Origin of the sequence: Salinicola sp. CPA57 (genome assembly GCF_003206035.1) — a bacterium.
Classification (GTDB): domain Bacteria; phylum Pseudomonadota; class Gammaproteobacteria; order Pseudomonadales; family Halomonadaceae; genus Salinicola; species Salinicola socius.
Map to the genome: position 1 here is coordinate 297,464 of NZ_PZJR01000003.1, position 14,409 is coordinate 311,872.

The window sequence follows — 14,409 nt, forward strand, 5'->3', positions numbered from 1 at the left end:
CGTGCTTTTCAGTCATCCTCATCATCGACGTAAGTCGTCTGTTCCTGGCTCTGCGACGCCTTCACCGGCCGTTCGCTGACCGCGAAATAGGCGCTGGCGATCGCCTCGTGGAGATTGTTGAAGCCAATCTGAAACTCATCGATCAATTGGTGTAGCTGGTCCGGTGCACGCGCCAGCGATTGCACATCGGCCTCGGCGACCTCGGCGCGGACCAGGGCAGCGACCGCCAGCGGCCGATCATGGTTGGGTAGCGCCTGCAATTCCCAACTGACCTCTTCCAGGCTGCGCAGCACGGACCGGGGCAGGGCACGATCCTGCAGCAGGAAGCGCAGTACGTCGGGACCGCGCACGCGAAGTCTGACTGCCCGCCGATACATCTGATAGGCCGTCAGCGACTTGAGTACGCTCATCCACTGCAGGTGTTCGAACGGAATCAACTCTTCCGGGTTGCGGGGCAACAGGTTGTTGGACCGCACGTCGATGATCCGGGTGGTCATGTCGGCGCGCTCGAGATGGCGTCCCAGGGTCAGGAACGTTCTCGCTTCGGTATGACTCAACGTGCCTTCGATCAAACCGGTCAACGTCTGGCAGGCGCGTGTCACGCGCTTCAGGAACTCGTCCCGGTTGCGTGCCTTCATGCCGGTCTGGGTCAGCTCGCTGATCTCCAGATAGCAGTGATTGATCTCTTCCCAGATCTCTCGCGGGACCACGTCGCGAGTCGTGCGCAGGTTTTCGCGCGCATTGGCCAGCGAGGAGAGGATCGAACTGTCATGCTCGCGTGACAGGCACAGGAACTCCACCACGTTGCGTTCGTTGCGCTCTTCGAACAGCGTGTCGAACACGTCTCCGCTGCCGGTGATGTCGATCAGGGTCGACCAGCTCAGCGCCGCCTTCCCAGGCATGTCGAGGAGCAGGTTGCTGTTGACGCTGATCAGCCGAGCGGTGTCCTCGGCCCGTTCGACGTAGCGTGCCAGCCAGTAAAGATTCTCGGCGACTCGTGACAGCATGCGCTCACTCTCCCTCGGTTTCGACGATCCAGGTGTCTTTGCTTCCGCCACCCTGAGAGGAATTGACCACCAGCGAATCCTTGACCAGTGCCACCCGTGTCAAACCGCCCATGGTGACATGCGTCTCGGTGCCGGACAGGATGAATGGGCGCAGATCGACGTGACGCGGCTCCGGCGTGCCATCGAACAGCGTCGGCGCGGTGGAGAGTGCGAGTGTCGGTTGCGCCATGTAGTTGCGAGGGTCCGCCTCGATGCGCCTGGCGAATTCCTGGCGCTCCTCCTCGGTGGCGCGGGGGCCGATCAACATGCCGTAGCCGCCGGACTCGTTGGCGGGCTTGACCACGAGCTCGTCCAGATGCTCCAGCACGTAGCGTCGATCGTCTTCGAACATGCACAGATAGCTGGGAACGTTGGGGATCAGCGGTTTCTGGTCGAGATAGTACTCGATCAGCTTGGGTACGAAGGCGTAGACGACCTTGTCGTCCGCGACGCCGGCGCCTGGAGCATTGGTCAGGGCGACCTTGCCCGCACGCCAGGCTCGCATCAGTCCCGGCGTGCCCAGCAGGGAGTCGGGAATGAACGCTTCCGGATCCAGAAACAGGTCGTCGACGCGGCGGTAAATCACGTCCACGCGCTTGAGGCCGTCGACGGTATGCATGTGCACGACATCGTCGTCGTCCACCATCAGGTCGGAACCCTGCACCAGTTCCACGCCCATCTGCTGCGCCAGGTAGGCGTGTTCGTAATAGGCGGAGTTGTAGATGCCGGGCGTCAGCACCACGATCTGCGGCTCGTCACCCGGGCGCGCAGACATGCTGGCCAGCATGTCGTAGAGCTGAGCCGGGTAGTCATCCAGCGGCAGGATACGACCGGTCGCAAACAGCTCCGGCAGCACTCGCTTGGTGACATTGCGGTTCTCGAGCATGTAGGAGACGCCGGAGGGGACACGCAGGTTGTCTTCGAGCACGTAGATCGTGCCGTTGCCGTCGCGGACCAGATCGGAGCCGCAGATATGGGCCCATACACCGTGGGGCGGATCGATGCCCATGCATTGCGGACGAAAGTTCACCGACTGCGCCAGCACTTCCTCGGGAAACACACCGTCCTTGATCACTTTTTGGTCGTGGTAGAGGTCGTCGATGAACAGGTTCAGCGCATCGACGCGCTGCTTGAGACCGGCTTCGACGGCACGCCACTCATTGGCCGGGATGATGCGCGGCACGATATCGAACGGCCAGGCTCGATCGATCGTGCTGCCTTCGGAGTAGACGGTGAAGGTGATGCCCATGGTCCGGATGGCGACTTCCGCCGCGATCTTGCGTTCGTTGAGTTCCTGTGGCGTGAAGCTCGAGAGAATGTCGCAAAGCGGCTTGGCCGCCTCTCTGGGGATGCCGCTGGCATTGAGCAGTTCGTCGTAGAAGCGCTGGCCCGGGTACTGCTTCCAATCCACATTGCCCATGGGAGAAGACTCCTGTGTGCGGGTTTGAAGACGCATTTGTTGGGTGTTGTCGCGTCGCCCGTCGTGGCAAAACCGTATATAAAGATTCTGTAGGCGCTATCAAGCATAGTGAGAGGCTTGTGTAGATGTCACGTTAAACGGCTACGCTGATAGCCTGAATTTGTTCAGTACCGTGTCACCAGAACCCAGAACAAGATCGCCAATCGGCCAAGAGATCGCCATGACCCTACGCGTTGCGCTGTCTCACCGTACGTCCTACATCTTCGATCGCCCCGTCAATCTGTCGCCGCATCTGATTCGGCTGCGACCGGCGCCGCACTGCCGGACCCCGATCGAAGCTTATTCGCTGAGCGTCTCGGCCAAGCCGCAGTTTCTCAGTTGGCAGCAGGACCCTTTCGGCAACTTCATCGCGCGGGTGGTGTTTCCCGAACCGGTAACGCGGCTCGACGTGGCGGTCGAGGTGATCGCCCCGATGACGGTGATCAACCCGTTCGATTTCTTCGTCGAGAGCTACGCCGAGAATTATCCGTTTGCCTATCCCGAGGCGCTGCGCAAGGAACTGGCGCCTTATCTCGAGATCGGCGAACGCGGCGAGCGTTTGATGGCCTGGCTGGCAAAGGTCCCCAGGGAGTCGTCCGGCATCGCCGATTTCCTGGTGATGCTGAATCAACGCCTGCAGCAGGACATCAGTTATCTGGTGCGCATGGAGCCGGGGGTACAGAGCGGCGAGGAGACGTTGGAGAAAGCCCGGGGCTCGTGTCGGGACTCGGCCTGGCTGCTGGTGCAGATTCTTCGCCATCTGGGGTTGGCGGCACGTTTCGTCTCCGGCTATCTGATTCAGCTGACGGCCGACGTCAAGGCGCTGGAAGGGCCCTCCGGCACCGAGACCGACTTTACCGATCTTCATGCCTGGACCGAGGTATTCATCCCCGGCGCCGGATGGATTGGTCTCGATCCGACCTCGGGTCTGCTGGCAGGCGAAGGACACATTCCGCTGGCGGCAACACCGGAGCCGACCAGCGCCTCGCCGATCGTCGGTTATTCCGACGAGTGCGAGGTGACGTTCGATTTTTCAATGGGCGTCGAGCGGATCCACGAGGATCCGCGTGTCACACGACCCTATAGCGACGACCAGTGGCAAGCCATCGAGCGCCTCGGCGAGCAGGTCGATCGCCGCCTGAGTGGCGCCGATGTCCGTCTTACCATGGGTGGCGAGCCGACCTTCGTGTCGATCGACGACATGGAGGCGGACGAATGGAACACTGCCGCCCAGGGCCCGACCAAGCGCAAGCTGTCCGGCGAGCTGCTCAAGCGGTTGCGGCGCGCCTTCGCCCCGGGCGGCCTGCTGCATTATCGTCAGGGCAAGTGGTATCCCGGCGAATCGCTGCCTCGCTGGGCCTTGGCCTGTTACTGGCGCAAGGACGGTGAAGCGATATGGCATGACGAACGCTGGTTGGCCGACGAGAATTTCGAAGAGAGTGCCGCCCCCGGCCATGCCGCCGAGGATGCGCTTCGCTTCGGCGAAAAATTGGCCGAACATCTGGGCGTCGACGCGGATCATCTGCTGCCGGGCTACGAGGACGCTTTCTACTATCTGTGGCGCGAGCAGACCCTGGCGGTCGATGTCGACCCGCGCCAGTACGATCTCGACGATGAAGAGGAGCGCCGGCGCCTGGCACAGTTGCTGGAGCGAGGTCTGGGCAAGGTGATCGGCTATGCGTTACCGCTGCGATACGCGCCACGGCTGAATGGCTGGCAGAGCGGCGAATGGCCGTTGAGACGCGAACATCTCTATCTGATCCCTGGCGATTCGCCCATGGGCTTGAGGTTGCCGCTGTCGTCGCTGCCGCAGGCGGCATTTCGCGATGTCGACCAGCCACATTCACTGTGGGCGCCGACGGCGGCGCTCGAAGACTCGCATGGCGGAGTGACGCGACGCTACCAGGCGGTGCGCAAGGCCGTCGAGGCGGGCCCCTCGGACGCGCGCCGCGAGAATGCCGAAAGCCTTCCCTACAACGCGTTGAGCGGTGGCCGCCTGCCCGCAACCGTCGCCCAGACGGACGACGAGTCGCATGGCAAGGGCAGCGTGGTCAACGACCAGCCTGACACCATCAATACCAGCCTGTGCCTGGAAGTGCGCGCCGGACAGCTCTACGTTTTCGTGCCACCGGTCACGCGGCTCGAGCACTATCTCGAACTCATCGCGGCGATCGAGCAGACCGCCGCGACGCTCGAGATGCCGGTGTTCGTCGAGGGTTATCCGCCGCCTGCCGATCCACGCCTCAACCATTTCATGATCACGCCGGACCCCGGCGTGATCGAGGTCAATATCATGCCGGCTGAGAGCTGGCCGGCGTTGGTAGCCCAGACCGAGACGCTCTACGAGCAGGCCCGACAGACTCGCCTGGGGGCGGAGAAGTTCATGCTCGACGGCCGTCACACCGGCACTGGCGGCGGCAATCACGTTACCCTGGGTGGCGCCACGCCGGCCGACTCGCCGTTCCTGCGACGTCCGGCACTCCTGGGGAGTCTGGTCAGCTACTGGCAACGCCATCCGGTGCTTTCCTATCTGTTCTCGGGTCTGTTCGTCGGCCCGACCAGCCAGGCGCCCCGTGTGGACGAAGCGCGCCACGAGTCGTTGCACGAACTCGAAATTGCGCTGGCGCAACTGTCCCGAGAGGAGACCGCGCAACCGTGGCTGGTGGACCGCCTTTTCCGGCATCTGTTGACCGACCTCACCGGCAATACCCACCGTGCGGAATTCTGCATCGACAAGCTCTATTCGCCCGACAGCGATACCGGTCGGCTCGGCCTGCTCGAACTGAGGGGGTTCGAGATGCCGCCGCATCCGCGCATGAGCCTGATGCAGGGGCTGTTGATCCGGGCGCTTGTCGCGCATTTCTGGGATCGGCCGAGTTATGGTGGCCTGGTGCGCTGGGGCACGGCTTTGCACGATCGCTGGATGCTTCCGCACTACCTTTGGTGCGATCTCGAGGAGGTTCTGGTCGATCTCGACAATGACGGCATGGCCTTTGCGTTGACGTGGTTCGCACCATTTCTGGAGTTTCGGTGCCCGGTACTGGGGCGGGTTCAGTATCAGGGGCTCGAGCTGGAGCTGCGTCAGGCGATCGAGCCCTGGCACGTGCTCGGCGAGGAGGCCGCGGGCGGTGGTACGTCGCGCTATGTGGACTCGTCGGTGGAGCGAGTGCAAGTCAAGGTCAGCGGCATGAGCGGCGATCGCTATGTCGTGACCTGCAACGGGCAGCGGGTGCCGCTGAGGGCAACGGATCGTAATGGCGAAGCGGTCGCCGGGGTGCGCTATCGTGCCTGGCAGCCACCGTCGGCGCTGCATCCGCGAATTCCGGTTCATGCGCCGCTGGTGTTCGATATCGTCGATACCTGGAACCGGCGTTCGATCGGCGGCTGTACCTATCACGTCTCCCATCCGGCCGGGCGCAATTTCGAGAGCTTTCCGGTCAACGCCAACGAGGCGGAAGCGCGGCGTCTGGCCAGGTTCCTGCCTCACGGTCATCGGCAGGGCGTACATGAAGTTCCCGAGCCGCATATCAGCCGTGATTATCCGTTTACGCTGGATCTGCGGGAGCGGGAAAGCGGAATCGACTAGCGGCCTGGCTAAACATCTATATGATGGGCGCCGATAATGGGATGTCATCAGCGACACGATGAAGACCGCATTGCATCAGTTTTGAACGCTTTGCTGAGAACGGGAAGTCGACGATGTCGTCGAGTCTCATGACACCGGCAGGAGTCCGGTGATGACCGGCCGCTGGGAAGGATTCCCCGGCGCACACGCAGACAATAGATGATGGTGGCGATCGAGACGCTTCGCACTCCCTGGTTGGAAACTTATGCCCCTGGCAGCGTTCACGATGCCTTGATCGCTGACGATGGTTCGGTGCGCCCGCGGTGGCTGCCGCTACTGGATCAATTGGGACAGTTGGGGCGGGATACGCTGGTGCAGCGAGCCGATGAAGTGCAGCACCTGCTGCACGAGAACGGCGTGACCTACAACCTGCCGAACGACGAAGCCGGCAGCCGCCGTCAGTGGTGGCTGGATCCGCTGCCGTTGGTGATCGCGCCTCAGGAATGGCAGCAACTCGAACAGGGCCTGCGCCAGCGCAGCCGATTGATGGCAGCGCTGCTCAAGGATATCTACGGTCCGCGTCGAATGCTGGCGGAAGGTGTGCTCCCGGCCGATGCCTTGTATGCCAATCCCGCTTTTCTGCTGCCTTGCGATCAGCTGCTGGCCGAGGAAGACCCTGGCCTGCTGCTGCACGGGGTGGATCTGACGCGCGATGCGCAAGGACACTGGCGTGTGCTGGCGGATCGAGTGCAGTCTCCTTCGGGCGTTGGCTTCGCGTTGGAGAATCGCATCGCCATGGCGCGTGCCTTGCCGGATCTCTATCGCCGTGCACCGCTGAAGCGGCTGGCGGGGTTCCTGAGTGCCCAACACCATTCGCTCTCGTCACTGTCGCGGCTCAATTTCGATCATCCGACCATCGCGTTGCTGGCCCCGGGCCCCGGGCATGACAGTCATTTCGAACACGCCTACCTGGCCAACTACCTCAATCTTGCCCTCGTCGAGGGTAGCGATCTGGTGGTGCGCGACTCGCGTGTCTGGATCCGCACGTTGGGGGGGCTGCAGCCGGTGGACGTTTTGCTGCGCCATATTGGCGATGCATGGAGCGATCCCCTGGAGTTGCGAGGAGATTCCTTGATCGGTGTGCCCGGGCTGCTCGAGGCGATCCGGGCCGGTGGAGTCGGCGTCGCCAATCCGCCGGGCGTCGGTGCGCTGGAACATCCGTTGATCGGCGCACACCTGCCGGCCCTGTGCAAGCGCCTGCTCGGCGAGACATTGCAGATCGAAGGCATGGAGCGTCACTGGTGTGGGCAGCCGGAAGGGCTGGCCTGGGCGATGGCGGGCTTCGAGACGCTGAGCTTCCAACGCCTGGACGGCGAGCCTGGTCCGGTGTCGCCCGCGGACATGAACGAAGAGGCGGCCAGCCGGTTGCGCCAGGCGATCGTCGCCCAACCGGATCGTTACGTGGCTCAGCAGCCGCTGGTGGCGGCGACCGCGCCGTTCTTCAGCCGTGACTGTGCCGAGCTGTCGCCACTACCGTTCAACGTGCGCTGCTTCACCCAGGCGGTCTTCGATACCGATTATCGATTCAGTGGTTATGACGTCATGCCCGGTGGGGTGGCGTGGCACGGTGCTCCGGGTAGTGCGATGCGGTCCAGTCAGTGTGTCAAGGATGTGTGGGTGACCGCGGAAGAACCGCAGCCGCATGTCAGCCGTCTGCGGCGGTCACGCCAGCCGCTGGTAGTCACGCGGGATGGCGCCGATCTACCGAGTCGCGTTGCCGATAGCCTGTTCTGGGTCGGGCGCTACGGCGAGCGGCTCGAGGGACGGTCCCGATTGCTGCGCGAGGCGCTGTATCGATTGCTCGAGCAGGGGCAGGAAGGGCAGGCGGATGAAACGCTGGAGGACCTTCTGCATCTGCTCGAGCTCGATACATCATCGCCCGGCGAGTTGCCGGTCGAACGTTTTGTCATGCATCGGGACCGTCTGATGGGGTTGTTTCACGAGACCCAGGACGGCAGTTTACCGATGATGGTCTCGCGTATGGTCAACAACTGCCGCGCGGTTCGTGATCATCTGGGAGACGATGCCTGGCGGGTCTTCAATCAGCTGCGTCAGGAAGCGGTGCGGCTACCCAACGCCGGTATCGACCAGGGGCGGCGATCCGTCGAGACCGTGATCACCCAGCTGGCGGCTTTCTTCGGCCTTTGCAACGAGACCATGCCGCATCACTTCGGCTGGCGCTTCATGGATATCGGGCGTTTTCTCGAGCGAGCGTTGGCGACACTGACGCTGCTGCGTCTGGCGCTGATCGACTCGAGGCATGCCGGCGAGGCGCTGTGGGACGTGGTATTGACCACGACCGACAATGCCACGGCGTATCGGCGACGTTATCGCAGCGAGCTGCATCCGGCAGCCATTCTCGATCTGCTGCTGTTCGACGAGGCCAACCCGCGCTCGGTGGGTTACATGTTCAAGCGTCTCGAGCGCCAGATCGAGCGCCTACCCCAGCCCAGCAATACGCCTTATCGCAGCGACGAGGCCCGGCTGTTGATCAAGGCTCGCTCGGCCCTGCATCTGGCGGATCTGGAGTTGCTGGCGAAGCTGGAGGATGACGAAGATGCCAAGCAGGCACTGGCGGATCTGCTCGATGCATTGACGGTGCCGCTCGAGGCGCTGTCTTTGGCCATCGAGCACAGTCACTTCAGTCACGTCGAAGCCCCGCGTCAGCTGATACCGATGCAGACACCATAGCGGGCGGCTGGCGGCGTTTACGACCGACCGAGTTCGCGACCGGCTGATTTTGCGACCGGCTGATTTTGCGAGTGACCGAGTTCGCGAATGATTGAGTTGACGACTGTCGTCGCCAGCGACTGTCATCGCCCGGTTGTCATCTTTTCGTTACAGGATTGATGCATGCGCTATCGAGTTCGCCACACGACCCGCTATGAGTACGCGGCGCCGGTTTCGCTATGCCACAACGAGGCACGAATCCTGCCCCGGGAACTATCGTGGCAGAAGGTCGAACCGACCGGACTCGATATCGAGCCGCGTCCGGCCGTTACCAGCGAGCGCCTCGATTTCTTCGGTAATCGGGTGGCCTTTTTCAGCGTTCAGGAAGTCCATCTGGCGTTGTCGGTCACTGCCTCGACCACCCTTCGAACTCAGGGACGCCCGCTGCCGCCAAGCGAGGTCGATAACGACTGGCAGATGGCCGTACGACATGCCAGCCGAACACCGGAACTCCGACAATTTCAGCTGGATTCCCCGTTCATCTTCCGAGACCCGGCGCTACGCGGATTCGCAGCATCCAGCTTTCCGGTCGGCCGGCCGTTACTGAACGCGGTAGATGACCTCAATCGTCGTATTTTCGAGACCTTCACCTATGACCCGGCGTTCTCGACGCTGGCGACCCCGGTGCTGGACGTGCTTCGCGCCCGGCGCGGCGTTTGCCAGGACTTCGCCCACCTGATGATCGGATGTCTGCGCTCGCTGGGGCTCTCGGCGCGCTATGTCAGCGGCTATCTGGAAACCCTGCCGCCACCCGGTCAACCCCGGTTGATCGGCGCCGATGCTTCCCATGCCTGGGTCGCGGTACATGTGCCGAACTGGGGCTGGCTTGAGTACGATCCGACCAACGGCAACCTGCCGGGTGAGCGGCATCTCATTCTGGGGTGGGGGCGTGATTACGGTGATGTACCGCCGCTCAAGGGCATCATGAATGGCGGCGGCGCGCACGAGCTCGACGTCTCGGTGGATGTCGAACCGATCGCCGATGACGATGGACGGTCGCGGCAGGGCGCCTTGATCGGCATTTGATGTGTAATGGCGCCTTTTTGGCGCGTCTTTGGTCAGTTCAGATACGGCACGGTTTCGTCAGTACGAACAGCGCTAGCAACCCGGCCGCTAGCCCCCAGAATGCAGCGCCGATGCCGAACAAGGTCACACCGGAACCGGTTACCAGAAAGGTGATCAGGGCCGGCTCGCGCTGGTGGCTTTGCAGCAGGGCGCGATGAAGGCTGCCGCCGATGGTAGAAAGCAGCGCCAGGCCGGCGATCGCCAGCACCAGGCCCGACGGCAGGGCATCGAATACAGTGCCGATCGATCCACCGAAAAGCCCAGCCAGTAAATAGAATACGCCGGCGCAGATCGCTGCCGGGTAGCGCCGGCTCGCCTCGGGATCGACCTCTGGCCCCATGCAGATCGCTGCGGTAATGGCGGCCAGACCGATACTGAAGGCACCGAACGGGGCTAGAAGGAACGTCGCCAATCCGGTCCATAGCATCAGCGGCGAAATGGGTGCGTCGTAGCCGGCAGCGCGCAGCGTGGCTACGCCGGGAGCATTCTGTGAGGCCATGGTCACCACGAACAGTGGAATCCCCACGCCAATCAGGCTCGAGAGCGAGAAGGTTGGCCAGACCGGAGAGGGAGCGCTGACGATCAGTTGGGCCGCCTGGATATCGATCTCACCCAGCAGGCCGGCCACGCCGAGTCCTGCCAGGAGTACCAGCACGATGGCGTAGCGTGGCACCCATCGTTTGGCGGCGAGATAGGTTAAAAACATCGATAGTACCAACAGGAAGTCTCCGTCCAGCGAGGAAAATGCGTCCAGACCGAAGCGCAACAGCACGCCGGCGAGCATGGCAGCAGTGATCGATTGCGGAATGATTTGCATCAGCCTGGCGAACCAGCCGGTGACACCGCAGATCAGAATCAGGACGGCGCTGAATAGAAAAATACCGATTGCCTGGCTCAGCGGAAGACCCGGCAGGCTGACTGCCAGCAATGCTGCGCCCGGGGTTGACCAGGCTGTCAGGATGGGTTGCCGATAGCGCAGCGAAAGCCCGATCGAGGTGATGCCCATGGCCAGGCCCAGCGCGCTCAGCCAGCCTCCGATCTGAGTGGGAGAGGCGCCGGCTGCAGCAGCAGCCTGGAAAATGATCACGGCGGAACTCGTGTATCCGACCAGAACCGCGACGAAACCGGCTGTAACCTGCGAGAGGGTGATTCTGGACGAAACCAGGCGACGTCCATTCGGTAAACGAGCCATGGGAGATATCTCGAAGGCGATCAGTAATGTGCGTTATAGCGTACACTTTCGATGAAGCGGTGCCAATGTGCGCTATAACGCACGACCCTGGTTTTTCCAGGCTGACGATTCACTTGCGGTAAAGTGAGGGCTCCAGCAGTGTGTCACTCAGGAGGAAGCATGGAGGCGGATGTATTGGCCATCGGCCGACACTTGAAAAAGCGCCGCGCCGAATGTGGCTGGAGCCTTGATCGAGTCGCTCAGGCCAGCGGCGTGAGCAAGGCCATGTTGGGTCAGATCGAGCGCGGTGAATCCACGCCGACCATCTCGACATTGTGGAAAATAGCCAGTGGTCTGCGGGTACCGCTTACGGGTTTTCTGGTGGCGCAAACCCCCGAACTACAGCGCCCGACATCGACTCCTCAACGGCATCACGACGCCTCGGGAATGATCGTCACGCCGCTGTTTACATTCGATCCGACACTGGGATTCGAAATGTTCGTGATCGAGCTGCCACAGGGCACGGTCAGCGAGTCGGCACCCCATGCGCCTGGTGTCGTCGAGCACCTGGTCGTGCTTGAAGGAGTGATGGAACTCCGACTCGACGAGGAGTGGCAAACCCTGGCGGCGGGGGATGCGATACGCTTTCCGGGTGATCAGCCTCACGCCTATCGCAATCTGTCACGGGCATCGGTCAGAGTTCACGATCTGATTCATTATTCTTCCAGCCAATGAAGCGTTGCCGCGGACCCGGCGCCGGCCTCTCTCTTTCATCGATTTATCGAGAGCATTCCGGTCTTGAAAGATCGTTGTCCATTAGCGCCTGTGGGCGATAACGGGCGAGTAGTGCCCACAGAATGGCTGACGTCTCGCGATCCGGCTGGCCGGCATAGTTGGCGGGACGAAAATGCATCTGGAAGGCGCGTAGCACCTCGCGAGTCTGCCTATCCCCTTTGCCGTTGACGTCGATGGTGTAGCCATAAGCGCTCAGCGCTCGCTGAACTTGCGTCATCGAGGGAGCACAGCGCGCGAACTGTCGACGATAGTCAGCGACGTCATCGTCTTCTGGCCAAGCGCCGACCCCGGCATCATGAAGTCTTTTCCATGGAAACCGGGGGCCGGGATCGATCTTGCGTGATGGCGCGATATCAGAGTGCCCGAGGATGGCCGTCGGCGGCAGGCGGTAACGGTGGATGATATCGTTTGCCAGCGCGATGACAGCGTCGATCTGCGCATCGGGATAAGGCTGCCATCGTTGGCTGGCGGCCAGACGGTTAGACGTATTCTGGGGCGTGTTCCGAGACGGATCCCGAAGCGCTCGCTGCGGACCGCGATTGACGATTTCCACGCCAATCGAGGTGTCGTTGAGCTGCGTGCGGTCTTCCCAGCCACTGATGCCGGCGTGCCAGGCGCGGGCGGATTCATCGACCAGTTGCCAGACTCGTGGAAGGCTATTCGTCGTGGGAGGCTCTCTGGGCACCAGATAATGCGAGCTGACATCAGGGCCGAGCAGGGTGCGCATCGCCCTGGCTTCCTCGGAGTCGGTGTAGTGAAGAATCAGATAGCGAATCCGCTGGTTGTAGGCATCGGATCGATGCGCGCGATCGGCCACGTAGCCGTCGCGAACTTCCGTCGTCGGCAGGCTGGTACAGCCGGCCAGTAGCGCCAGCAGCCCGGCGATCAGCAGGTGTCTGGCGGGGCGTGAATGCCCGGCGTCGACGCGACTCATAATGCGTCCAGCAGATAGCGGGTCAACAGGCCCAGGGTGAGCGTGATCGAGAAACTCAGCATGGTGCCGAGCAGCACGTATTCGGTCAGCTTGCGGTCGCGGTCCTCGTAGAGGTCGCCGAAGCGCAGTACCGACTTGGCGGTCAGCAGGAACCCGATTGCGGCCATTTGATGGCTCAAGACGAAAGTCAGAATGAGAAAGCGCTCGAGCATGCCGATTCGCGCGCCCGCATCGGCCAGCGTGCCTCGGGTGTCGACGCCTTCACTCCAGCGCCGCATGATCAGCGCGATCAGAACCGAAGCCGGGCGCATCACGGTCAGATACGCCAGAGCGACCAGTAGCGTTGACGGCTGCCAGAACAGCGCGAGATCGAACGTGAGACCGGACAGGTTGTCGCCAACGATCCACCACCAGACGAGCCCGAGTATCAGGATATGCAGGAGCTGGTCGAGCAGGAAAAAGCGCACCTGGCGCGCGGGGGTATAACTTTTCAGCGTGTCGATGAGCCAATGGGATGCACCAATTCCGAGTGTGCCGACAATAGCGCTAGCGACGCTTGCGCCGAAGAGCACGAGAACGACCAGGCTCAACAGCATGTGAATTCCGACATGCCAGTAGAGCGACGGTGCGCGGAAGTGGTGTTGCTGTTTCTGAAGCGCCCAGCTGTCGCTTTGCAAAACGAAGTCGGCGACGGTGTGCGAGAGCAGCAGTGCCAACAACAGTGACAGACTTGCCTCGCTCATGTCAGTCCCTCCAGGCGGAACCGGGTAAATTCGAGAAATTCGCGAATCAGCGACCAGCGCGCGGCGCTCAGGCGACGATTGATCGTCGGTTGGGAGCGACCCAGGCGTCTGGCAAGTTCGCTTTGAGAGTGTTCGGTCGTCAGGTTGAAGCGAACCACTTCTGCGGCGTTATGGCTCCAGTGGCTGATGACGTCATCGGCAAACAGCATCAGCAGATCGAGATCCGGCTGCGGCGTCGCGAGGAACAGGCCCAGACGCTGATGGCTCTCGCTCAACGCGTCCAGACCCTGGCCGGAGCGCACGAAGGTCTCGCCATCGGCGTCGATGAAGTTGTCGAGTGTGGGCACGCTGCCTTCACCGATGCCGATCGCGATTCTCGCATCCCACATCTGCTGTCTGGAGGGGGAGTGTTCGATGAGACTGGCGCGCATGATTACTGCTGCCGTGACCGACTCCGTCGCCTCGGGAATCGCTACCTGAAAAGCGTCACCGCGAAATCGCATACCCACCGCGCCCAGTGACTGGCCAAGTCGATCAATGCCGAGGTCTATCGCGCGGCGAAGCGCGCGCTTGTCGCTGATATCGCGAGACGCGACGATGTCCCCGCTGAGCACGCCGATCATAGAGATCCCCATCGATAGTGTTTCGCAACGTCTTTCACAACGGTCAATCTATAGCTTAAAAAAGCTATTTTCGCGATTATGCATTAATTTGGCTATTAAAGAATGGTGGTAGTGCTGGTGCGTCGATAAGGATAAGGTAATTAATAACTGTATTTATATCCAGTATTTTGCTGTAAAAAATTGCCCGCTGAACTGTAAAGATTGTTGTCCGAGGCGGG

At 61.8% G+C, this 14,409-nt stretch carries 10 protein-coding genes; 4 read left to right on the forward strand and 6 right to left on the reverse strand.

Annotated features, from left to right (window positions below; translation table 11 throughout):
- Positions 1-8: 8 nt before the first annotated feature.
- Together DOM36_RS03640 and DOM36_RS03645 are read right to left on the reverse strand one after the other, a co-directional pair.
- Positions 9-1,007: an alpha-E domain-containing protein gene (locus DOM36_RS03640; protein WP_075568825.1), complete on the reverse strand. Its 999-nt coding sequence runs from the start codon at positions 1,005-1,007 to the stop codon at positions 9-11.
- A gap of 4 nt (positions 1,008-1,011) precedes the next feature.
- A complete protein-coding gene (locus tag DOM36_RS03645; protein WP_110641397.1) occupies positions 1,012-2,466 on the reverse strand; it encodes a circularly permuted type 2 ATP-grasp protein in 1,455 nt (484 codons plus the stop codon).
- 220 nt (positions 2,467-2,686) lie between these two features.
- Between DOM36_RS03645 and DOM36_RS03650 the strand changes: the two genes are divergently transcribed.
- The 3 genes from DOM36_RS03650 to DOM36_RS03660 all read left to right on the forward strand — a co-directional run bounded on the left by DOM36_RS03650 (position 2,687) and on the right by DOM36_RS03660 (position 9,886).
- A complete protein-coding gene (locus tag DOM36_RS03650; protein WP_110641399.1) occupies positions 2,687-6,091 on the forward strand; it encodes a transglutaminase family protein in 3,405 nt (1,134 codons plus the stop codon).
- 198 nt (positions 6,092-6,289) lie between these two features.
- Complete coding sequence (locus tag DOM36_RS03655; RefSeq protein ID WP_110641401.1) at positions 6,290-8,821, forward strand: circularly permuted type 2 ATP-grasp protein; 2,532 nt, start codon at positions 6,290-6,292, stop codon at positions 8,819-8,821.
- A gap of 162 nt (positions 8,822-8,983) precedes the next feature.
- Positions 8,984-9,886, forward strand: a complete 903-nt coding sequence (locus DOM36_RS03660; RefSeq protein ID WP_110641403.1) for a transglutaminase family protein — start codon at positions 8,984-8,986, stop codon at positions 9,884-9,886.
- A gap of 37 nt (positions 9,887-9,923) precedes the next feature.
- Here DOM36_RS03660 and DOM36_RS03665 read toward each other — a convergent pair whose 3' ends face one another.
- On the reverse strand, positions 9,924-11,117 hold the full coding sequence (locus DOM36_RS03665; RefSeq protein ID WP_110641405.1) for a benzoate/H(+) symporter BenE family transporter: 1,194 nt from the start codon (positions 11,115-11,117) through the stop codon (positions 9,924-9,926).
- 159 nt (positions 11,118-11,276) lie between these two features.
- Between DOM36_RS03665 and DOM36_RS03670 the strand changes: the two genes are divergently transcribed.
- Positions 11,277-11,831, forward strand: a complete 555-nt coding sequence (locus DOM36_RS03670) for a helix-turn-helix domain-containing protein (RefSeq protein ID WP_075568819.1) — start codon at positions 11,277-11,279, stop codon at positions 11,829-11,831.
- A gap of 43 nt (positions 11,832-11,874) precedes the next feature.
- Here DOM36_RS03670 and DOM36_RS03675 read toward each other — a convergent pair whose 3' ends face one another.
- Genes DOM36_RS03675 through DOM36_RS03685 form a run of 3 tightly spaced genes read right to left on the reverse strand, consistent with a single transcriptional unit; the run spans position 11,875 to position 14,203 of the window.
- Positions 11,875-12,825, reverse strand: coding sequence for an N-acetylmuramoyl-L-alanine amidase (locus DOM36_RS03675; protein ID WP_075568818.1), 951 nt, complete (start codon positions 12,823-12,825; stop codon positions 11,875-11,877).
- On the reverse strand, positions 12,822-13,568 hold the full coding sequence (locus DOM36_RS03680; RefSeq protein ID WP_075568817.1) for a DUF3307 domain-containing protein: 747 nt from the start codon (positions 13,566-13,568) through the stop codon (positions 12,822-12,824). Before DOM36_RS03680 ends, DOM36_RS03675 begins: the two co-directional genes overlap by 4 nt.
- Positions 13,565-14,203, reverse strand: coding sequence for a hypothetical protein (locus DOM36_RS03685; RefSeq protein WP_075568816.1), 639 nt, complete (start codon positions 14,201-14,203; stop codon positions 13,565-13,567). Before DOM36_RS03685 ends, DOM36_RS03680 begins: the two co-directional genes overlap by 4 nt.
- Between the last annotated feature and the right edge of the window lie 206 nt (positions 14,204-14,409).

What these genes read in the sequence shown, in the direction of transcription:
- DOM36_RS03640 (WP_075568825.1), bottom strand. Translation starts at nt 1,007, where the DNA reads ATGCTGTCACGAGTCGCCGAGAATCTTTACTGGCTGGCACGCTACGTC.
- DOM36_RS03645 (WP_110641397.1), bottom strand. Translation starts at nt 2,466, where the DNA reads ATGGGCAATGTGGATTGGAAGCAGTACCCGGGCCAGCGCTTCTACGAC.
- DOM36_RS03650 (WP_110641399.1), top strand. Translation starts at nt 2,687, where the DNA reads ATGACCCTACGCGTTGCGCTGTCTCACCGTACGTCCTACATCTTCGAT.
- DOM36_RS03655 (WP_110641401.1), top strand. Translation starts at nt 6,290, where the DNA reads ATGATGGTGGCGATCGAGACGCTTCGCACTCCCTGGTTGGAAACTTAT.
- DOM36_RS03660 (WP_110641403.1), top strand. Translation starts at nt 8,984, where the DNA reads ATGCGCTATCGAGTTCGCCACACGACCCGCTATGAGTACGCGGCGCCG.
- DOM36_RS03665 (WP_110641405.1), bottom strand. Translation starts at nt 11,117, where the DNA reads ATGGCTCGTTTACCGAATGGACGTCGCCTGGTTTCGTCCAGAATCACC.
- DOM36_RS03670 (WP_075568819.1), top strand. Translation starts at nt 11,277, where the DNA reads ATGGAGGCGGATGTATTGGCCATCGGCCGACACTTGAAAAAGCGCCGC.
- DOM36_RS03675 (WP_075568818.1), bottom strand. Translation starts at nt 12,825, where the DNA reads ATGAGTCGCGTCGACGCCGGGCATTCACGCCCCGCCAGACACCTGCTG.
- DOM36_RS03680 (WP_075568817.1), bottom strand. Translation starts at nt 13,568, where the DNA reads ATGAGCGAGGCAAGTCTGTCACTGTTGTTGGCACTGCTGCTCTCGCAC.
- DOM36_RS03685 (WP_075568816.1), bottom strand. Translation starts at nt 14,203, where the DNA reads ATGGGGATCTCTATGATCGGCGTGCTCAGCGGGGACATCGTCGCGTCT.